The 19,483-nt window shown below is 37.5% G+C and carries 25 protein-coding genes; 1 reads left to right on the forward strand and 24 read right to left on the reverse strand.

What is annotated here, in order from left to right:
• Positions 1–14: 14 nt before the first annotated feature.
• The 3 genes from BMW61_RS18630 to BMW61_RS18640 all read right to left on the reverse strand — a co-directional run bounded on the left by BMW61_RS18630 (position 15) and on the right by BMW61_RS18640 (position 1,980).
• Positions 15–956 carry a hypothetical protein gene (locus tag BMW61_RS18630; protein ID WP_091825107.1) on the reverse strand — a complete coding sequence of 314 codons (942 nt, stop codon included), beginning with the start codon at positions 954–956 and terminating at the stop codon, positions 15–17.
• The gene (locus tag BMW61_RS18635; RefSeq protein ID WP_091825110.1) at positions 941–1,381 is read right to left on the reverse strand and encodes a hypothetical protein; all 441 of its coding nucleotides are present in this window, start codon (positions 1,379–1,381) and stop codon (positions 941–943) included. The genes BMW61_RS18630 and BMW61_RS18635 overlap by 16 nt, the downstream gene beginning before the upstream one ends.
• Before the next feature lie 137 nt (positions 1,382–1,518).
• Complete coding sequence (locus tag BMW61_RS18640; RefSeq protein ID WP_091825112.1) at positions 1,519–1,980, reverse strand: hypothetical protein; 462 nt, start codon at positions 1,978–1,980, stop codon at positions 1,519–1,521.
• A 61-nt stretch (positions 1,981–2,041) separates the two neighbouring features.
• On the opposite strand from BMW61_RS18640, the gene BMW61_RS18645 reads away from it, so the two are divergent.
• On the forward strand, positions 2,042–3,127 hold the full coding sequence (locus BMW61_RS18645; protein WP_175475296.1) for a serine/threonine protein kinase: 1,086 nt from the start codon (positions 2,042–2,044) through the stop codon (positions 3,125–3,127).
• Between the two features lie 62 nt (positions 3,128–3,189).
• Here the strand turns inward: BMW61_RS18645 and BMW61_RS18650 are convergent, their stop codons facing one another.
• The 21 genes from BMW61_RS18650 to BMW61_RS18745 all read right to left on the reverse strand — a co-directional run.
• Positions 3,190–3,747, reverse strand: coding sequence for a hypothetical protein (locus BMW61_RS18650; protein WP_091825118.1), 558 nt, complete (start codon positions 3,745–3,747; stop codon positions 3,190–3,192).
• A gap of 18 nt (positions 3,748–3,765) precedes the next feature.
• A complete protein-coding gene (locus BMW61_RS18655) occupies positions 3,766–4,041 on the reverse strand; it encodes a hypothetical protein (RefSeq protein WP_091825121.1) in 276 nt (91 codons plus the stop codon).
• A 99-nt stretch (positions 4,042–4,140) separates the two neighbouring features.
• Positions 4,141–4,884: a lecithin retinol acyltransferase family protein gene (locus BMW61_RS18660; RefSeq protein WP_139176453.1), complete on the reverse strand. Its 744-nt coding sequence runs from the start codon at positions 4,882–4,884 to the stop codon at positions 4,141–4,143.
• A gap of 200 nt (positions 4,885–5,084) precedes the next feature.
• Positions 5,085–5,453 (reverse strand): hypothetical protein, encoded by a 369-nt coding sequence (locus BMW61_RS18665; protein WP_091825123.1) that lies wholly within the window; start codon positions 5,451–5,453, stop codon positions 5,085–5,087.
• A 72-nt stretch (positions 5,454–5,525) separates the two neighbouring features.
• The gene (locus BMW61_RS18670) at positions 5,526–5,924 is read right to left on the reverse strand and encodes a tellurite resistance TerB family protein (RefSeq protein ID WP_091825126.1); all 399 of its coding nucleotides are present in this window, start codon (positions 5,922–5,924) and stop codon (positions 5,526–5,528) included.
• Positions 5,925–5,938: 14 nt separating this feature from the next.
• Complete coding sequence (locus BMW61_RS18675; protein ID WP_091825128.1) at positions 5,939–6,982, reverse strand: hypothetical protein; 1,044 nt, start codon at positions 6,980–6,982, stop codon at positions 5,939–5,941.
• 1 nt (position 6,983) lies between these two features.
• Positions 6,984–7,235: a YkgJ family cysteine cluster protein gene (locus BMW61_RS23105; protein ID WP_091825131.1), complete on the reverse strand. Its 252-nt coding sequence runs from the start codon at positions 7,233–7,235 to the stop codon at positions 6,984–6,986.
• Position 7,236: 1 nt separating this feature from the next.
• On the reverse strand, positions 7,237–8,859 hold the full coding sequence (locus BMW61_RS18685) for a hypothetical protein (RefSeq protein WP_091825134.1): 1,623 nt from the start codon (positions 8,857–8,859) through the stop codon (positions 7,237–7,239).
• 46 nt (positions 8,860–8,905) lie between these two features.
• Positions 8,906–9,856: a helix-turn-helix transcriptional regulator gene (locus BMW61_RS18690; protein WP_091825168.1), complete on the reverse strand. Its 951-nt coding sequence runs from the start codon at positions 9,854–9,856 to the stop codon at positions 8,906–8,908.
• A gap of 265 nt (positions 9,857–10,121) precedes the next feature.
• On the reverse strand, positions 10,122–10,340 hold the full coding sequence (locus BMW61_RS18695; protein ID WP_091825136.1) for a hypothetical protein: 219 nt from the start codon (positions 10,338–10,340) through the stop codon (positions 10,122–10,124).
• Positions 10,341–10,443: 103 nt separating this feature from the next.
• On the reverse strand, positions 10,444–12,306 hold the full coding sequence (locus tag BMW61_RS18700; RefSeq protein WP_091825138.1) for a vWA domain-containing protein: 1,863 nt from the start codon (positions 12,304–12,306) through the stop codon (positions 10,444–10,446).
• Positions 12,290–13,375, reverse strand: coding sequence for an AAA family ATPase (locus tag BMW61_RS18705; RefSeq protein ID WP_091825141.1), 1,086 nt, complete (start codon positions 13,373–13,375; stop codon positions 12,290–12,292). Before BMW61_RS18705 ends, BMW61_RS18700 begins: the two co-directional genes overlap by 17 nt.
• Entirely contained in the window at positions 13,372–14,001 is a 630-nt protein-coding gene (gene prfH, locus BMW61_RS18710; RefSeq protein ID WP_091825143.1) for a peptide chain release factor H, read from the reverse strand. The genes BMW61_RS18705 and prfH overlap by 4 nt, the downstream gene beginning before the upstream one ends.
• A complete protein-coding gene (locus BMW61_RS18715) occupies positions 13,985–14,860 on the reverse strand; it encodes a hypothetical protein (RefSeq protein ID WP_091825146.1) in 876 nt (291 codons plus the stop codon). Before BMW61_RS18715 ends, prfH begins: the two co-directional genes overlap by 17 nt.
• A complete protein-coding gene (locus BMW61_RS18720; RefSeq protein ID WP_091825170.1) occupies positions 14,857–15,951 on the reverse strand; it encodes an RtcB family protein in 1,095 nt (364 codons plus the stop codon). Before BMW61_RS18720 ends, BMW61_RS18715 begins: the two co-directional genes overlap by 4 nt.
• 344 nt (positions 15,952–16,295) lie before the next feature.
• The gene (locus BMW61_RS18725; RefSeq protein WP_091825149.1) at positions 16,296–16,829 is read right to left on the reverse strand and encodes a hypothetical protein; all 534 of its coding nucleotides are present in this window, start codon (positions 16,827–16,829) and stop codon (positions 16,296–16,298) included.
• Positions 16,830–16,942: 113 nt separating this feature from the next.
• Complete coding sequence (locus tag BMW61_RS18730; RefSeq protein WP_091825152.1) at positions 16,943–17,200, reverse strand: hypothetical protein; 258 nt, start codon at positions 17,198–17,200, stop codon at positions 16,943–16,945.
• A complete protein-coding gene (locus BMW61_RS18735) occupies positions 17,181–18,578 on the reverse strand; it encodes an ADP-ribosylglycohydrolase family protein (RefSeq protein ID WP_091825155.1) in 1,398 nt (465 codons plus the stop codon). Before BMW61_RS18735 ends, BMW61_RS18730 begins: the two co-directional genes overlap by 20 nt.
• 14 nt (positions 18,579–18,592) lie before the next feature.
• The gene (locus BMW61_RS22150; RefSeq protein ID WP_175475297.1) at positions 18,593–18,745 is read right to left on the reverse strand and encodes a hypothetical protein; all 153 of its coding nucleotides are present in this window, start codon (positions 18,743–18,745) and stop codon (positions 18,593–18,595) included.
• 36 nt (positions 18,746–18,781) lie between these two features.
• Positions 18,782–19,000, reverse strand: a complete 219-nt coding sequence (locus tag BMW61_RS18740; protein ID WP_091825158.1) for a hypothetical protein — start codon at positions 18,998–19,000, stop codon at positions 18,782–18,784.
• Positions 19,001–19,137: 137 nt separating this feature from the next.
• Positions 19,138–19,483: helix-hairpin-helix domain-containing protein (locus BMW61_RS18745; protein WP_139176457.1), on the reverse strand; the 346-nt coding region annotated here is incomplete at its 5' end.

Consider the following 19,483-nt stretch of genomic DNA (forward strand, 5'->3'; position numbering starts at 1 on the left):
AAACCTCCTACTGGTTAAAACTTTATAGTGATAACATCCGAGTCAAAGATCTCATCCCATGATTTCTGATCAAATATATGGAAATAGAGCTCGACATCGGTTATATCCGTAATTCCATTCTCCTCCAGACTTGAGCTGAAGAAAGTAACAGCGCTTATAGCCTTTTTACCGGCTACAACATCCTCTGACATTGATGTATCAACCATGAATCCGTTGACGGAAACATCCCTTACCTGGATAGTAATATCCTTGTCCGAATTATTCTCAATATACAGAATGACTCCGGGACCAAAAACAGAATTCTTATCAGACAATCCCTTTCCTACAATCTTCACATCATTTGTATCAACAAGCACTTCGCCTGAATCGTCATAATTCTGAACATAACCATCTGCAATAGATGTCTCAATCTTTATCACATCTGTATCGACAATCTCATCCCATGTCTCTGAATCAAAGATATGGAAGAAGAATTCCATAGTTGCGATCTGCTCAATACCACACTCCTTAAGCCCTGATGTCTGGAATGTCAGACCATCGTTAGACTTCTTACCAGCTGACACATCTGCAGACATCATGGTATCAACCATGTAACCGTTTACATTGGCATTCCTTGCCTGTACAGTTATTCCCTTGGCGGAATTATTCTCTATAAGAAGAGTAAGTTTTGTTCCTGCCCAGGAATCCTCCATACCGGTAGCGGTGATCTTGATATCATTCTCATCATAAAGAACCTGCTCTTCTATCGTTGCTCCGGATGCTTCCTCTTTTACTTCTTCCTTAGATTCTTCTGTCTTAGCTTCATCAGAGCCCTTATCCTCAGAATCAGAAGATGTTGTCACACTTGATATCTTCTTATCTCCATCAGAACTGGAAGATGATCCACTTCCAATCGCCATGGATGCAAAAAGCACAAGGCACAATACCACCGATAACCATTTCATTTTGTTTCGCATATATTCCTTGCCTCCTCATAATGTGTTTTTATAATAAGAGCAGCAAAAGTCTCAGCCAGTACCTCGACCAATATATCTAACAGATCAAAATATCCTGGTATTATTGGAAAAAGCTGAATCGCTTCCATGACTGTGGAAAACAGAACAGCAATCATGAAAGCCATTTTAAGTTTTGCTGCGTTATTACCAATAGAAAAGTACAACGCAAAAAACAAAGCATATGCCCAAAGAACATCAAGCAGGTAATATCTTATAAACTTCCAGATCCCCCTATGCACTGTTCCCTGTTCTGACAACACGGGCATTCCCCATAATGACCTAACTGCCTCCATAAAAATCACATCCGGTGATGTGAGACAATAAATGACTGCTCCTAAGAGAAGCGGAACTATGATATTAGCTACAAAAAATATTCTTCTCTTCATGACCGCCTTCTACACAAAAACAGCGCATAAAAAAGCTCCCTGCTACAACGAGTCTTACAGAATATCGTAACTTGTAACTCATTATAGCAAGGAGTTTTTCTCTCCGTTGCCCCTGTAACGGTGGCAAAATATTTGGCTTAATCCTGTACTCCGCTGGTACGCAGTGGTGCAAGTCCATGTTCTTTCAGCATCGTATTGACCTCGATTATACTGCCGGGCTTTTCGTTGAACGCTATCATCACAAGAGCGTCCCTTTCATCCTTGGCATATAATTCAGCCATTCCATATTTCTTCAAAGCTCTCTGTGTTTCCTGGAGTGTAAAGTCTGCAGCATAGCAGATCCTCAATATCACATCCCTCTGCTTGGTGTGCTTCTCCCCGGAAAGCAGCTTATATCCATATCTCTCAGGAACATCCGCTTTCAGGAATACTGTCTGCTGGGTTATCCCCTTCTCCGACATCTTTTCCTTTACATATGTTGAAAAAGAATTGGAATCTGAAAGCATGCTGTCCTTGTTCTTCTGAACATAGGAATCATAATCAGACAAGTGTGTTTTGCCTAAAACCTTCTCCAATTCATTCGTGTCTTTTTCCTGCATACGCACCTCCAAACCGTGTTACAATAAATTATATCAATTTTTAATGAAAGAGGATGTAATCGTGGATTTATCTCAGCGCCTCTCAATTTCATATTACAAGACAATTGCTACGATCAATGAACCTCATAAAATATACCTGGCCCAGCACCAGGAAACCGGTAAGATCTACGTTAAGAAGGTCCTTGATGTCTACTCAATCGAAGTCTACATGTATCTTAAATCCAATCCCATCACAGGCATCCCTCGTATCATCGATTTCTGTGAAGAGGATAATACCCTTACTCTGATAGAGGAATATGTTTCAGGGACCACTCTTAAGGAAAAGATTGAGTCCGGTAAACTCACCGCAGATCAGATTGGAAATTATATGATCAATCTGTGTGAGATACTTGAAAGGCTTCACTCACATACTCCTGCTCTGATACACAGGGATATCAAGCCTTCAAACATCATCATAAGCAGCTACGACAATGTAATGCTCCTTGATTTCAATGCCGCAAAATGCAGTTCCGGTGATATCAATCATGGTGCTGATACTGTGCTTCTTGGTACTCAGGGCTATGCAGCGCCCGAGCAGTATGGTTTCGGAGAGTCATCACCACAAACCGATATCTATTCCCTTGGGATTATCATGAGAGAAGCTTCAGCATCACTTATGATAAAAACTCATAAATTTGATTCCATCATCAGCAAGTGTACCCAGATGGATCCTTCAAGACGTTACCGCTCTGCAAAAGAACTAAAGGTTGCGCTCATGAAAGTTCTTGGGAAAGACCTTGCAACCGAATCCGACCAGGTATCATTAACTTCATTCCTGCCACCCGGATTTAGAACAATGACACCCCATAATATGATTGTTGCCATCCCTGTTTATATTCTGGTCTTCGCTCTATGCTTCTCACTTGAAGTTAAGGATACTGCAGGTGCAGCACTGTGGCTTGAACGGATAGCCCTGCTGATCATCTTCCTTGGAGATATCTTTATCGGATATAACTACCTAGGAATACAGCGGATATTCCCGCCATGCAGAAGCAACAACAAGTTTGTCCGTGCAATTGGAGCTACTGTGCTCATAGCCATATATTCCATCGCGATGTTCTTCCTACTGATGTTTCTGGAAATCATCATCTTCCATGCCGGTACTTGAAATATAACATAAACCATTAAAAAAAGTTGCCACCACTACAGTGGCAACTTTTCTGTTCATTACTACAATCTCACCCACGTACAGTCTGAACTATTGTCTGTATATCCATATTTCATCATGAATGGCTTTATGCTATAAAAATGATTGTCCTTTCGATTTAGCACACACGGTGGATAAGTATATTTTCCATTTTTTTGGAATTCAATAATCTTGTCATATAGGATACGTTCAAGTTCCTCCAATCTTGAAGTGATTTTTGCCTGAATCTCAGCATTTTCATATTCATTCTGGAAGTCCTTTTCCTTTGATCTATATAGCAAATCCCAAATCACACTGTAAATTTGTGATAATTCCTGCTCTCTCTCACTATTTGATCGACAATATTCAAATAAAGTATCATAAAGTTTTTCATAATATACTTTTTTAGATTCAATGAAAATCTCAAAAAAGTCTATGGGCGATTCTGATTTTAAAATTTCTTGTGTCGTTTTGTCTAATAAATAAAAATATGGGTTTCGAAGATCTTCACTGATGCAATAATTCCCGGATTCTGAAATATATATAAGCGGATATTTTGTCTCACTCACAAATCTATCATATGCTTCATCTAAAGTAATCATGCTCTGCTCCTTTTTATCCTACATTTCTTTTATAGGGATTTTTACTTTACAAGCCATTAATTCATCATCATTCAAGGTATCCATATTATCCCAGATAATTCCACAATCCCTGATTACTTTTCCATCTTTCTTGGTTACTGCATAATAATCTAGTGCTCCGCCATGACTTACTCTTTTGTTTACATACCAGAACACAAACATATCTGGCATATCAAAAGTCAACTCTATTATTTCATAATAGTCTTCTATGCTATCTCTAAGAATTTTATATGCTTCTTTATAATCTAAAATCAATTCACTTACTCCTCGATATAATTGTAACAATACGGATACTCTCTCCTAACAAATTTCTAGTTGCAAGCGTTTTGATCAGATAAGAACATCCTGTCTTTTTCATGCTAACAAGATTCTTCTGTCTTTTGAACCGGCTGGGATCATCCTTCCTTTTCCCATCCATATATTATTCAAGAAGTCATCTACTTGTGATGATTCTTTAATGCCTGTTTTGCACCATAAAGCAAAATGCTCACAATTATTAAATGCCAAATTATATTTATCTTCACCAAGTCTAGACTTAGCTCTCTCAACTGTTTCTTGAGCTGAATATAAATGATAGCCCTTAAGATTTCTTATCTTTGTTTTTATACCTGCAAGCACATTTACTCTTTCATATAAGCTATTTTCACCATCAATTGTTAAATTTACACACTCATGTATAGGATCTGAGCCATCTTCAGGAAAATGAATAATATCATACTTTGTTTCTGTCAAAATAAACTCTGAGAAATCCGCTTTGTGAATGTAGCAGTTTTCTGATTTTCCGTTTATTATTTCTGGCGCGAAATGAATAACTTTCCCATATCCAATATAGATTGCGAAGTGCGAATATAGCCCTCCAAGTCGTTGTACAGCCAGAATATCTCCAATCTTACATCCTTTCCATGGCTTAATAAATCTATCAATTGCTTTACTCATATCTTGAAATGAGCCCGATGCCAACCGGATTCCATCCTCATTTAAAATGCGTGCGCGTCCAGTTATATTGTTTTTTTGAAGTTTCCATCCTTTTTCCCATTGAATGGTTTCCCATAGCAAATCATTGTCAAATGCTTTTATTGGAATATTATTCATAATCATATTCTCATCTCCATGATTTGTTATCTAATGAATTTACGATAATAGTATAAAAAATGTGGCAGACAATAATTGTCTACCACACCAGAATAATATATTCCAAAACAAGGTTCCAAAACAAGTTATTATTTTTTATGCTTTAAAAATTTTTCATACGATAACTATTGCTCATCATGAAAATAGCATATACAATCCATAGCAGATTATTCACTTAATGCTTTCAATTCTCTTTCTGCTAATAAAAAATCTGTTAATAATTCGTTTTCTGCCTCAGACTTGCGAGGCTTATTCTTAAGTACATCAATTACTTTTTCATAGGAATCCAGTAATCTTTTGTATTCATCTTGATTTGATTTACAATCCTTTTTTTTCTGTAAGAAATCATCAGCTTGATTTTGCAGCTCTTTTTTGATTTTTTTTAGCGATTCAATATAACCAAAATCAGGTCCTTCATCTATAAGTGTTAAAACCTTATCTAGCAATACTGACCCACCAACGGGGCCAGTAGTCAAATAATTACGTGTTTTTAAAGCTTCCTCATTCATTTTTCTTATATGCCTAATTAAACCCATTCCAATATCTCCTATGCTGGCTTATAAATTAGAACCCGCTTCCATTATTTTAAAGCATTGAAATTTAGAGGCTTAAGATATTATTTCCATTATTTCCTTAGTCAAAGCAACATACTTATCAAGCAATAAAACTAAATTATCTATCACACTTTTGTCCACTCCAACTCCGGATGCTAAGTTTTCTACAAAATTTTTTTCTTCATCATCATAGGTTCCATCAGCATACATTAGTCCAATAGTTTCTAACAATACTATTTTCTTATTTGCTTCGGTAGACTCAGCAAAAGAACGTGTTATTTCATCAAGACTCTTAACGTTTCTAGCATCAAAATATGCAATTCCCATTTCTTTACAGTATTCTTCAATCATTGCATATTCTTCATCGACAATAACATGATTTGCCTCTGCAGCATGTATTGCTAAACTAATAAAAGATTCTTTTTCTGAAAGACTAAGTTTATTTAGAAACATATATGCACCTCCTATTATGCTACACTACTGTTAATATCTTCCATTACTACATCTGCATTTCCAATAGCCTTTTCTATACCTTCATGATTAACTTTATTTAAATCGTTTTCATCATCCTGTTTCTCGACAAGCTTCACTTGACACATTTTATGAAGAAGTCCTACTAGTAATACTGCATTTTCAGTTACCTTTTTTTCCTTTTCTGAAAAATCTACCCACTCAGTTTTCTCTTCAAAATTTATAATATGGTCCAAAGTATCAAAATGTTTTCTATATACTTTGTCAACACATTCTAGACTTTCTGAAAAATTCGTTGCAGCAGGTATTAATTCATCAAAGTATGTAACAATCTTATTAACTTCCGATTTAGTCCTTGTTGCCTGAGAGTATGCTTCATCAGCCTTTTCGGATAATTTTGTTCCGGTAATATTAAATATTACACCACCTACCAGTAATCCTACGCCTAACGTTGCTCCTCCTAGAACTGCGGTTCCCAATGCCATCCCTCCTGCTGTAGCAGACGAACCTATAGCTCCACCACCTAAAGCAGCTAGAGTAGCATTAGTAGCTGCTGCTCCACTTAATGTTGATATAGCTGTTCCAGTCGAAGCAGTACCTAATGCCATAACAGCAGAAGTTGTAGCTCCAGCAGCAGCAAACCCTCCAGCTGTTCCTGCAGCTGCACCGCCTACTCCACCGAGAAGTAGACCGGCACCAGCAGATACTTTCTTTAGCTCTTCAGCTTCATATTCAGGAAGATCAATACCTTCTCTTCTATAAGCTTTAAATTCTGGTCTACCTTGTATTTTTTCAATCAAATCAGAAAAATCGTCAAATGTAGAAAGTATTTCAAGTTCTCTCTTTCCAATATCATCTAGTAATGTTGTTACCTCTTCATTTTTTGTATTGAAAAGATTGATTGCTCTTTGTTGCATACTCTTAGCAGCTTCCATGGTATCACTGGCCTCTTTCATTTTTAATCCGCCATGAATTCCAGAGCCTAATCCAGCAACACCAGCTACTGCAGCTATTCCACCAATAATAAATGGTAACGGCATATTATTGTCCTCCTTTTTGTAGTCTCTCACATGCTTTTTGGTTCAAATCTATGTATTCTTCATATGTATATATTTCTTTAAAAAAAGCATCATAACTATCGTTAATTCGGCATAGTAACGGTCTTTTTTCATAGATAGAACATAATGTTCCATCTAAATAAATGCAAACACCATCGCCTCTATCTAGTTCTTTATATAATGATGAATTATTTAGATGTCTACAACACTCGCCACATTTTGTACACTCAAACATATTAATCAAATACCAAATGGTTATTCCTATCAGCCATAAAGCTATCAAAGGATCCTTCCCATGGGATTTTTATGCCCATACTGTTAAATGCATTCATGAGAACATTATTAAGCTCATCTTCGTTTTCACACTTCACAATGTCATCTGAAATCTTTGTGTATTTTTCAGTTTCTTTTTTAAATGAAGCAATATCAATATTAGCTATTTTTGCAGCAAGTGCTTCCATGGCATCTGCTATTTCCTTATAGTTGTTAGCCTCAGAAGGTATACTATTTAATCTAGATATTATGGAATTAATAAACTCACTTCTATCCAGAAATATCAAGAAACTGCATGACAACAAACCACTTACTAAGCTTGAAGAAAAAACACTAACTATATTCCCAATAACAGGAGTCATCCCTATTGGTGTCTTGGAAATAATTTCACCCACTGCACTACCAATTAAAACACTTGCGCCTGTCGCTAAAATAATCGTAGTTTTCTTTACCCTATCCCCTAACATTAAGTTTTCAGGATTAAATAACAAAACTTTTCCTGCTTGAACTATAGATGCATATATTTGCCTTATACTTTTTACTATATTTTTGGCTGTTGTAAAAAATATATTGCAAAGAGTTGTAGTCAAACTAGCCAATGCACCTGCTGCAAAGCCCTCTTCTATTTTGGAAATCACCTCCTTATATTTTGCCTTTGCATTTTCTACACCTTTTCTAATTCCTCTTTCTATTGAGTAAATGATTTCTTCTAGACTAGATCCCGGTGCTGTTTTTTTTATTTCATCTCTAGCTGCCAACCATATCTCTATAAACACAAACCCCAAGGCTTGCCTAAGCGCCATTTCAGCCCCACGTTTCCCGGCAGATACTGCAGTATCTTTAGCAAATTTAGGGCTTGTATAGTATGCACGAGCCACTTTTGCCTCATACGCGTCATGAGCTCTCTTATATTCTGACCTCAGTTTTTTCTTAACATCTTCAGGAAGCGGTTCTCCTTTTTTACCATTATAATTTACTTGTTCGGGATGCTCTTCACACCATTGAATATATTCCTCGACACTTTTGTCACGCATATTATTGTTTAACTTCATATTCGTAAATATCAAGTTATCTTCATTATTCGCTAAATCCGAGCCATTTAACTCAGCCAAAACCCTCCCTCTATCATCATGAATATTTTTGGCTGAAACAATATGATCATATTCTGCTCTGTTCTGATCCGGCAGAGCTTTATTATATGCAACTTTATTTCCGCTTACATAACCATCTTCCATCCAAATACCATTTTCATTAAACTCCCTTTTGGCATTTGCCGTATGCTCTTTATAAAATAGATTTTTTTCATGATATTCATGTCTATCATATTCCCCTCTTTCATCATAATTGACGGCATTATTGGCATTTTTATACTTCATGAGAGGATCATCATCTATTTTTCTAACATTATTAATGGTATCTACATCGCCACCATGTTGATCATGGACAAGAAAATCCAAGCCAAACGAAGTAACTAAGCTTTCCATTAAAACTCTCTCATATTCTCCAAGTATCGTATTAAAAACATTTTCATTTGGATCAATTGGGGCTCCATTTTTTAATTTCCCTACAAACGCCGTTCCATCCATACTATTTATCCTTTCATAAACCACAGCCACAATTTCTATATAGCATTTATATGATTTCTATCGTATCCCCTTGACTTCTCAACCACATTTCTATTCCATTTCCAAATACCTCTGCGCTAACTATTTGGCCTTCCGCGGAAGTCTTAATGATTTTTGCTGTAGGTAGTCTATCTAGGATTGCATCTATATCCATACCCTTGTACAAAAACTTCACTCTATTAATCCGACCGCCATACATAAACTGGACTCTTTTTCTAAATTCACCCTCTTCGAATCTACTACTATACGGAATATGAAATTTTTCTCCAGTACTTACAATTTCTTGTATTCTGTCAATTCTATAAATTGTCGGCGATGAATCATTTATAACGTCAAAATCCTTTCGTGTTTCGGCTTCGTCTATAAATGCCATCAGATAGAAATAATACTCAGAAAACATTATTCCTAGGGGTTGTATTCTTCTTTTTACTGTCTTTTTTTCTTTAAGTCTTTTGTAAGATATTTCTAAAACATCACCATCTCTTATTGCGCAACCAATATTCCACAAATTGTTTATAACATGCTTGTTATGTCTTGGCGGAACATAATGGAATTTCTCGTTACTGATAAGGTCATTCACCATTTTCTGGTTTTTCTTGGGAACACAGCAGTCCATTAGCTTATTTAATATAGTTTCCATATCATCTTTCCTAAAGGCTCTGCTATCTAAAAGGATTTTGCAAATCGCTAGCACCTCATCATTCGTAAACTTCATTTTATTGGTCTGTTCCAGGCGGAATCCTTTTTGTTTAGCATCATAAACAAGGTCATTCTCAATTCCTGTTTCGATAGTGCTTTCCTCTATAAAACTACGGATGTCAGCAAGATCTCGCTGTATAGACCTGACATCAACACCGTACTTTTCAGCCATTTCAGCCTTGCTTATTGTTTTACCATTCAATAATTCTGTATAAATACTTAGGACACGTCTCTCTTTACCAGTATCAGCTTTACTCATTATTAATCCTTTCACTTTTTGTAATTAATATCATATCCCCTAGACATAATATGTCTCTATTAACATTTTTCACCACTACTACAAAAAGTCGGTTAACGTAGATATAATCTGAAAAAACGCCTAGATTAATTCTATCATTGCAAAATGTAATCACCATTAAATAACTATAAACTTCTGATAAACTATTTGATTTTCTGGGCATAAATAGTCCATGCAAAAAAAGACGTCTACTTACCTGAGGAATGACGCCTTTTTCCAGTTATTACTAACTGGCCTGTTCTTCAGTTGTGTTAATTATCTTTTCATTCTCTGAAATGGCTTCATTAAACGCATCAAAAGCCTTTCCAATCCCATAACAAATAGCATTTCCTACTATTACAGCAGCTATAGCAATGCCAAACTGTACTGCGATATCAGCAATTATATTTCCAGATTCGATAGTAGTCTCTGAATACTCAATCTCCATTACTTCATATTCACCCATAGTGTATACCTTCCTTTCTCTACAATATGGTTTCCTGTTTCTGATTATAGGTTAGCAAACAACACAGACATAATATGTCTATCGCAATAAAAAGAGACGTATCTCACATATAAAATACGTCTCCTCTTGCTTTAAATGGTAATCTGCATCCTGAAGGAAGAATGTAGGCATGTGTCCTTTTAATATCCAGGTGTTCCTCGATCCAGCCATCTGTAATTATAAGTATCGGTCCATCTTTAGGAAAATCCTTGGCGTTCTGTAAAAGATTTACTGCTGGCTGTAACTTAGTGCCGCCTCGTCCGATGACATTTACCCTGCCAGCTATTTCATCCACCGTCATATATCCTGCATCATATGCATTAGCATCACAGAATACCACTCTTGCTGCGGGAACTTCCCTTGCAGCAGCATAGCTTGCAACAGCCCCAAGTGCTTTCCCTATTTCCTTAGGATCCATGGATCCAGAAGTATCTATGATTACTCCAAAAGTCCTTGATGCATCATCTGAATCAGTTACAACATATCTTGCCCTTGGAATATCCGGGGTACAGCTCTGCCTTCTGCTTGGATGAGCATAGCTTCTGTGCTTCTCCAAAGGTCTTATATGTGCATTAAACCATTCTGCCAGTCTTACATCCCATGGAATAGGCGGAACAGCAAGAGCTCTTATTTCTTCTACAAGTCCTGCTGGGATGAATCCTCTGCCCCTGCGCATTTCTTCATATTCAAGTCCCTGGGCGAGAGCATTTCTATAAAAATCATCGAGAGAGACACCTCTACTTGATCCGGATATCCTTGTTTTTCCGAGTATATCGCCTTTTCCATTGCCTCTGAATGTATTTAATTTCATATATGTTCTCATATCACTAAGAATCAGATCATATATTTCCTCAGCTGATTTATTCTTGAGCTTCTCATCGTAGAGAACATCTGCCGGCATTGATCCCACGTTCATCTCAAACAGCCACCCGTTTATTACATAATCAGTTGCTATATTCCACAGGTAATGGTCACGGCCTTCGCATCTCTGGTGATGCATAAGAGCAGCGTGCAAAAATTCATGTGCGAGTACAAATTTCCACTCTTCTTCAGATAAGTGTGCTGATGTATTTATATAGATTTCCCCATCCCAGGCATTTACAGCTGCAACTCTTATATCATTTTCATGACAGATATTTATGTCCTCAATGATCTTGAAAGATGCCGCAAGTGCTCCCAAAAGCGGAAAGCAGTTTATAAACCATTCTGCAGCCCTCTTTCCGACACTATAGCGATTATTGTTATCTTCCTGTCCGGAAACTTTAGATACAGCACCTCTTACCGCACATGAAATTGTAACTGCAAAGTCAGCTGCAAACTCGTTTCTTTCCTGATATCCCCATTTATCCGCTTTATATTCTATAGGCTTATCAAGTCCTACCATATCCATAACATCAGGTGCGCCGACTCCATATATATGGTTATCTTCATCCCAACCCTCTCGGATAAGATATTCATATATCTTCACTTCATCAGTCATAATTCCCTGCGGTATTCTTCCGACAGGATCAGGGCCTACAGGATCTCCGAATTTGATATCATGCAGGAATTTGTCTACATAGATATCGCACGCTATATTCCACAATTTTGGATCAAATGAAGCCTTCTTTGTTTTTTCACCATTGAAATCTTCAACCATATATCCCGGTACTTTGTCCAAATCATAGTGTCCAAAGCAGTTATGAAGAAGGCAGTGGGCAATGGCATATGCCCACTGTCTGGGACTAAGCGCAAAATCCTTATTGATCAGAACTTCTCCATCCGCATAAGAACATGCTGCTGTCTTTTTTCCCAGTTTTTCCTTACCACAGATTCCAACACGCCGATAGGCAAAAAGTCCGAATATATCGTTACTTGTAACAATATCGTATCCTGCTCGCAACTGTTTTTCATTTTGGCTTATCTTCTTTTCATGCTGTTTTGCCATCTTTATTATTCTCCTGTACTGCAAGTCTAGGGAGATCCCTTACGATTTCAACCATAAACCATTCCGGAAGCATTTTCCCATCATCAGAAGACACCACCATCTGGGCAAGCTCATAGTTTACCTGTGCAAGATCCTTTATTAGTGCTTTTGATCTGTGTGCAAGATACTGTGTCTCCTTATTAAGTTCTGTCTTCTGCTTAGGAAAATCGTGAATCAGCTGGGCTCTGAATGACTGTGCAAGGAAATATAATACATCCCTGTCTTCAGGCCTATCAGGCCATCTTGCTTCACCTTTTATAATGTCTGATAGAAGGTATCTGTTACTCATCTGTTTAACAAATGCTGCAAACATGCCTGCATGGCTTGCGGAAACACTTCCATATGCGAGCATTCTTACGGTTGAATCCGGAATATCCTTTTCACCTGCTCCAAATTCCTTAAGTGCATCGCTCAGCATATGCCATGATCTTGGTGTAGAAAACGGCTCTTCTGTTTTGGGCGGCTCTGAGAAAAGATGATCCGGTCTCTGATTTATGTAATCAGTAACCCACGGATGAATCCCATTTCCATAAGCCCATGTGAGCCAATTCTTAACGTCAGGCTTTAGCTGAACATGAAACATTCTGTTAATTAGTGCGCTGGACATAGTCTTAACTATTGCACTGTCCTGGCTTCTGTTACCTGCTCCGATAACAATGCTACCCTCCGGAAGATGATATTCTCCTACCCGTCTCTCATAAATGAGACTGTAAAAGGCTTTCTGTACTTCCTGTGAGCAAGCATTAAGCTCATCAAGGAATAGTACATATGGCTCTTTTCTTGCAATCATCTTTGGTGGAAGAAATTCTGAAGTCTCACCCCTAATCTGAGGAATTCCTATAATATCCTCTGGTGCCAGCTGGCTTCCGAGAAGTGATACACATTCAAGACCAACCTCTATAGCGAACTCTTCAACCAACGCTGACTTTCCGATACCGGGTGCACCCCATATAAATACCGGACGGCTTGGTGCAATATTCAAAAGTATGTCCAATAGTTCTGTCTGATTAACTGTTATTGGTAAATTCATATATTATTGTTCTCCTCATTTTTCTTACAGAAAGTGAGTCTAAAATCCTCACCTTCGTATATTCTTACAGGGTTTCCCCTTACAATCTGTGCATGCTTACTCCATGCATCATTTTTCTGTCTGTTCCTGCCATCAGTATTTGTCTGCTTCAAAATTGCGGAAAGCTTCTTAAGTGCATCCAGCTTATTCATGAACTGACTACGCTCCCTTGTTGAAGAGACTGTTATTCCTGTAGGGATATGTATTACACGGATGCCCGTTTCAACCTTGTTAACATTCTGACCTCCCGGTCCTCCTGAGTGGAACTTCTCTATATGTACATCATTCATATCCAGTTTTTCATCAATCTCTTCGGCTTCATGGATAATGCTGGCATCTACAAACCAGTTTTTTCTCTTATGCCCTGGTCTATACTTACTTTTACATATCCATTCCATTGTTCCTTCCAGTCCTGAAAGATCTGCTTCTGATGACAGGAGTATGGAGGAATAAGATTCCTCCACCTCTCCTTTGGTCCCGGTAATTACCTCCATATCCGGGAATTCTTCCAATAGTTTTCTATATATACCTCCGACAGCGACCCTGCATTCCACAGGACCCATGCCGGAACTAAGCTGTAATATCATTATTTTTAACCTCTTTTTTCTTTCTCTTCTTGTTCTTATATGCCAATGTATAGTTAGCATTTTTTATCTGTCTTTTTGTCTTCGTTGTATCGTGATCATCTAGCACGAGCTTTTTCTTCTCTGGCTTAGTAAAAACAGGTGCCTCAGCTCTCTTTGCTTCTTCATATTCCTTAGCCTTTATAACGAGTGCAGGATCGTAAAACATAAAGCAGTAACAGAATTCTTCATAATAGCTCTTGTTATATCTTCCTGTCAGTTCATAGGTAAGAAAGATCTCATAGGGTGGATATTCCCTGTTCTTTATGAAGCTCTGTTCAAGCTGCTTGTCTGCAAATTTTCTAAGCTCATGGTACCCTTTTGAATATGCTTTGCTATCCATTGCCACAAACCATGTTTCAAACTTGTCCTTCTCGTACCCAACAACTGCACGCTCTCTCTTTTTATACTCATGCCACTCTTCATCTTTTGGTGCTGAAAGTTCATCTATTCTCTTTCTGTCATAAGAGAACTCATATGTCTCAGGCTTCATTTTTGTCATGATATGTCTGTATTCCTTCCAATCAGCAACATGAAAATTTGATTTATTGCAGGTAAAAACAACATCATGGCTATAATCCCAGAAAGATTCATTAAGCTTCTTGTTCTTTCTGATAGGAAAGTAGATGAGCTTTCTTTCATCAAACATAAGTACAGCACAAGTGTACATAACAGCATAAAGTGCTGACCTGTCTCCGATAAGTTCATTTCCCCAGTCAGAACCTATAGTATTCCACTGAAGAGTATCGATTCCTTTGGGAACGAGAATCGTGTGCTCGGCTTTACCAAGACAGATCCGATACTTATCGAATTTTATATTCAATTATTTCCTCCTTTGTAGTTATAAACAGGCTTAAGGATCTTATCGATCATTACTGTGTCCTTTACAGCCTCCCTGATATAACCAGTTCTTCTGTATGCAAAAGGTGCTTCGTCAAGAGTTTCTGTGCCAATACAGGATGTGTATACTCCTTTCATCTCTGCCTTGAATTCTGATACAGTATGACTGTGTCTTACTTCATCCCGTGATGTGATTCTGCCACTGCCATGTGGAGCTGATCTGTTCCAGTCGGTGTTTCCAAGCCCCTTCCCAAGGATTACACCATCCTTCATATTTATAGGGATAATGACATTCTCCCCTTCTTTAGCGGATATTGCTCCCTTTCTCAGAAGAGGGATATCATCGGAAAAATCCACATAGTTATGGATACAGGAAATACGCTCTTTCTCCTTCCATTTCATACCCTTTAAGATTTCTGTAGCAATAACCCTACGGTTTAGGTCTGCATATTCCTGCACTACCTCAAGATCATGGAGATAATCTTCCATAAGATCATCTGTTAAATATGTCATCTCGTAGGGCACATCCTTTATTCCATTTGTTTTAAGCGCCTTCTGTCCAGCCTGCATGTAGTATTCTGCTACTTCCTTGCCAAGGTGACGGCTACCTGTATGAATTACAAGGTAAACTTCCTTGTTTTCATCCTGATCCAGCTCTATGAAGTGGTTACCACCGCCAAGTGTACCAATACTAAGAAGAGCCTTGTCTTCACGGATGTGCCTAAAGCAGCGAAGCTGTTCAAGGTCAATATCAACGTCTCTATGCACAGTGCTTCTTATTTTGAAGCCAACAGGGATATTTTCCCTAATAACACTGTCAAGCTTCTGGTAATCATTTCTGATCTTTCCGACTTTTACTGCAAGCATCCCACATCCTCCATCAATGCCCACAAGTGAAGGAAGAACCCTTTCGTTAATGGTCATAGTAAGTCCTATCGGTCCTACTTTTCCGGGATGTACATCAGGCATAACTCTGATGGTTGAGCCCTTTGCTGCTTCGTTGTCGCAGATCATCTGAACCTGAGCGATTGCATACTGGTCAACGTCTGCACCGTTAAGTTCCTGTCTGCACATAATCTGTGCATCAGCAAATTTTCCATTTATAGGTATCAAAATAAAACCTCCGTGTAGGTGTCATACGCATTTTTGAGCGCAAAAAAGACACCTCTTCAATACCAGAGGCTTATACCTGTCCTACCTTATCTTTGTTCCATGAAATGTCTGATTGAATTATCAGGAAAATAGACGGCGGACAATCATGCCTCTGTCATTTTTATAGTTACCAGTTTCAAAAGTCGTCATGTGTTTCATGATCGTCCTCCTTTCTGCTCGTCATGAGCAACTTGAATTTCTTTGTTACATTTAGAAGTATATCACATCAGCTGGACAAATATAGTCTAACTGAAAAATATTATTACTTAAGTCTCATTTTTTCTTAAGAAATCATCAAATTCTGGCATTTCTCCAAGAATATCCTCTAACATTCTGGCTCCTTGCTTACTACAATTATAAGAAGAATCCCACAAATAATCTGGTTTTAATATACGATATGCGCTATGCTCCCACTTATATTCGTCCACCTCTTCATCACTTAACTTACTTAATAAGTCATATAGAGTATCGTCTTTATATGCTGCTATGTCTGTTTGCATAATAATAACAGTTAGCAAATCATATAGCATTGAAAGATTTTTATCTGACACGGTCGCAGATACTTCTTCAAGATGCTTTACTCGCGCAGAACAAACATATTGAAATGCATCTGCTATCCATCTTGCTTCTGCTGAATCATAATCATTTTTTTCCAAGCCTTCTATAAATTGTTGGATAAGTTTTTTTAAAGAATCCTCTTCTCTTATTAAATCAGAGACGGCTTCGTCCTTAGAATAGTCATTTATTTTTTCCAGGAAGTCTCGTGCATTCTGTAAAACAATTTCTTTCTCAACACGCATTATATTATTGCCCCTCATTAACCATATAATCACAGAATAGTGGATAACCACATAAATTGATATCACTAAATTCACTTTATTATAGTCTCTATAACACGTCAATAAATAGCCTTTTATTCAATAAGGACCTCGTAGGATTCGCCCATATATTCAGAAACCACATATTGTATCATCGGCATATATCTCTTTTCGACATACTGATTTTCTGTATCTGAAAATGGAGAATGTAAGTTCATTATCCCGCCTTCACAGCTTACTATATATAATGGCGCAATCCATGTTTCATAAGCTATTATCGTCATGCCCAGTTTTTCTTTTATTATGGGTGCTATATTTTTCCATAATTCTTGATTATCTCTCATATTTTCCATTTTTGTTTCCTTCTGCCTGCTTCAACTCTTCTTTAACACGACATGTAAGTTCACATGTATCCTGTGTATATCTGCCATTTTTTATTAGGAATTCAATTATCGTTTTCAAATCTCTTATAGAGTAGCCTTCGCACAACAGATTTCTGAGGATTACCTCAAAATCATCGAATCCAATGATATCTGGTATCAGGTTGTTTATAAGCTTTGGGTCCTCCTCTTCAATATTCGTGAGTAATAGCTGAACATCTTTTTTGGTTAACAATTCCAATATATGACTGCTAATAACTCTTTCAAGATGAGAAGTCATCAATTGGCATTCTTTTACATCTGTCGTTCCTGGTTCAATAATCCCTTCACCATATTTTCTTCCATGAATTTTTATGATGTACATATTGTCTTCATTCTCAGGATTTTCGTGGATGGTAAAAATAGGAATTACTACCCCTAGTTCTAGAGACATCTGATGTCTCATTTTTACAACAGCATCAAGTAATGTGTCATTTACCTTATAATCAGAATACTTTTTAAGTCCTGATCCCAATATCAATTCTATTGCCGGTGGTCCTTCTTTATCGTGTCTATAGCATTCATTATAAAGTGCCTCGATAACAGAAATCATATCTTTAGGTAAGTGTTTTTTGCCTTTTTCTTTGACTTTTTCCGGCAAACCATAGAATGCTTCAGCTATTCCTCCGGTAATACACCCCATAGTATCTGCATCTCCACCAAGAGATATAGCTGTCTTTACACAATCAACATAATCTTTTCCATCAAGAAATGCCCTAATAGATTCAGGAACACTTCCCTGACACGTACAATAAAAGCAGTATTTAGGTCTTATTTCATCACAGCTTTCCGAAAGGTCATATCCAAATTCTGTTTCTATAAATTCTTTGATATCAGCCTTCGAGGAACCATGCCTTGCAAGCCATATAGCTGATGCTGTAGCTTCTGCACCTTTTATACCTTCTGGATGATTGTGCGTAACTTCGGCAGACCATTTTGCCACTTCACGTACCGTTTTCAACTCATCATAATACATAGCTATTGGAGACACTCTCATTGCTGATCCGTTACCATAACTTCCATATGGCATTGGATTATCACATGTGAGCCATTCATAAAAAAGGCCGCCATACCCAGCATTTATATATTTATTTCCCCAATATCTCATAGAATCAACAATAGCCTTTTTGATTCTTTCTTCATTAGGGAGACATCTATCAAATCTCAGAATGGCATCAGCAATTGCTACAGTCATTACTGAATCATCCGTAAATCTTGATTCTCTTGAAAACAAGCGAAAAAACTTATTCTTTTTTGTTTTTTCAAATTCGTATGGAAATCCTATAATATCTCCTATTATTGCTCCAAACATATTTATTCCTTTATCTAAACTATTTCCTTGCCAGAGCTCTTAACATGAACACGGATACTTCTAGAAATATACTTTGGCAGCCAAAATTTTAAACATCCCGGAAATCCCTTTCTCATAGGATTTATTGTTAAGAAATCAATGGTTTCAATATGTTTTACCTTATTCATATTGTGCTTCCTCTTTATATCGTGAATATTCTCATTTCAAGCCTTTTTTGAACTATACTCGATGTACTTTGGAAGCCACCACTTCATTGCTCCTATCAGTCCTTTTCTTTCAGGATTATTCATCAGGTACATATTGTTTTCCTTATTTTCATCCATTCTGCACTGCTCATAATACTGGCAGGTTCCGCAAAAAGACTTGCATCCCCGGTTATCTTCAATAAGACAGTTTTTGATCCAAAACCATATTCTCTTCATAGTGAATACCTTCCTTTCACAATACGAAATTATCAGTTCTCCCCCACTAATCCGAGTAACAAATATCATGATGTATCTTTTGTAAATTCATGATAAATTATGGCATGGACCAAATATGTCCACCTTTAAATTTTTTATTATAAAAAATCAAAAATACTGATCTGGCTGGACTGTGGCAGGTTCCCTAGCAATCCCATCTCATCCATAGCTTCAATTACTCCCTGTGGGCACTTGGTACGCTGACGGAAATCATCCTTTGAAATAAAAGGACCATCCTTAGCAGCCTCTACTATTTGATCTGCAGCCTTTTCTCCAAGCTTATTTATGCTCACGAGGCTCGGCATTATCCTGTCTCCAACTACGGAGAAGAGCCGCGACTGTGCCTTAAAGATATCTATGGGTTCCACCTCTATTCCGCGTTCATACATCTCTTCAGCTACTCGCATTACATAAAGTTCATCTTTCTCAGTATTAGAGAGTGTA

Source organism: Butyrivibrio sp. ob235 (assembly GCF_900109475.1).
Classification (GTDB): Bacteria; Bacillota; Clostridia; order Lachnospirales; family Lachnospiraceae; genus Butyrivibrio.

What these genes read in the sequence shown, in the direction of transcription:
- BMW61_RS18685 (WP_091825134.1), bottom strand. Translation starts at nt 8,859, where the DNA reads ATGGATGGAACGGCGTTTGTAGGGAAATTAAAAAATGGAGCCCCAATT.
- BMW61_RS18705 (WP_091825141.1), bottom strand. Translation starts at nt 13,375, where the DNA reads ATGAATTTACCAATAACAGTTAATCAGACAGAACTATTGGACATACTT.
- BMW61_RS18720 (WP_091825170.1), bottom strand. Translation starts at nt 15,951, where the DNA reads ATGTGCAGACAGGAACTTAACGGTGCAGACGTTGACCAGTATGCAATC.
- BMW61_RS18640 (WP_091825112.1), bottom strand. Translation starts at nt 1,980, where the DNA reads ATGCAGGAAAAAGACACGAATGAATTGGAGAAGGTTTTAGGCAAAACA.
- BMW61_RS18700 (WP_091825138.1), bottom strand. Translation starts at nt 12,306, where the DNA reads ATGGCAAAACAGCATGAAAAGAAGATAAGCCAAAATGAAAAACAGTTG.
- BMW61_RS18690 (WP_091825168.1), bottom strand. Translation starts at nt 9,856, where the DNA reads ATGAGTAAAGCTGATACTGGTAAAGAGAGACGTGTCCTAAGTATTTAT.
- BMW61_RS22150 (WP_175475297.1), bottom strand. Translation starts at nt 18,745, where the DNA reads ATGAATAAGGTAAAACATATTGAAACCATTGATTTCTTAACAATAAAT.
- BMW61_RS18675 (WP_091825128.1), bottom strand. Translation starts at nt 6,982, where the DNA reads ATGCCGTTACCATTTATTATTGGTGGAATAGCTGCAGTAGCTGGTGTT.
- BMW61_RS18725 (WP_091825149.1), bottom strand. Translation starts at nt 16,829, where the DNA reads ATGCGTGTTGAGAAAGAAATTGTTTTACAGAATGCACGAGACTTCCTG.
- BMW61_RS18660 (WP_139176453.1), bottom strand. Translation starts at nt 4,884, where the DNA reads ATGATTATGAATAATATTCCAATAAAAGCATTTGACAATGATTTGCTA.
- BMW61_RS23105 (WP_091825131.1), bottom strand. Translation starts at nt 7,235, where the DNA reads ATGTTTGAGTGTACAAAATGTGGCGAGTGTTGTAGACATCTAAATAAT.
- BMW61_RS18670 (WP_091825126.1), bottom strand. Translation starts at nt 5,924, where the DNA reads ATGTTTCTAAATAAACTTAGTCTTTCAGAAAAAGAATCTTTTATTAGT.
- BMW61_RS18630 (WP_091825107.1), bottom strand. Translation starts at nt 956, where the DNA reads ATGCGAAACAAAATGAAATGGTTATCGGTGGTATTGTGCCTTGTGCTT.
- BMW61_RS18730 (WP_091825152.1), bottom strand. Translation starts at nt 17,200, where the DNA reads ATGGAAAATATGAGAGATAATCAAGAATTATGGAAAAATATAGCACCC.
- BMW61_RS18665 (WP_091825123.1), bottom strand. Translation starts at nt 5,453, where the DNA reads ATGGGTTTAATTAGGCATATAAGAAAAATGAATGAGGAAGCTTTAAAA.
- BMW61_RS18650 (WP_091825118.1), bottom strand. Translation starts at nt 3,747, where the DNA reads ATGATTACTTTAGATGAAGCATATGATAGATTTGTGAGTGAGACAAAA.
- BMW61_RS18735 (WP_091825155.1), bottom strand. Translation starts at nt 18,578, where the DNA reads ATGTTTGGAGCAATAATAGGAGATATTATAGGATTTCCATACGAATTT.
- BMW61_RS18740 (WP_091825158.1), bottom strand. Translation starts at nt 19,000, where the DNA reads ATGAAGAGAATATGGTTTTGGATCAAAAACTGTCTTATTGAAGATAAC.
- prfH (WP_091825143.1), bottom strand. Translation starts at nt 14,001, where the DNA reads ATGATATTACAGCTTAGTTCCGGCATGGGTCCTGTGGAATGCAGGGTC.
- BMW61_RS18635 (WP_091825110.1), bottom strand. Translation starts at nt 1,381, where the DNA reads ATGAAGAGAAGAATATTTTTTGTAGCTAATATCATAGTTCCGCTTCTC.
- BMW61_RS18695 (WP_091825136.1), bottom strand. Translation starts at nt 10,340, where the DNA reads ATGGGTGAATATGAAGTAATGGAGATTGAGTATTCAGAGACTACTATC.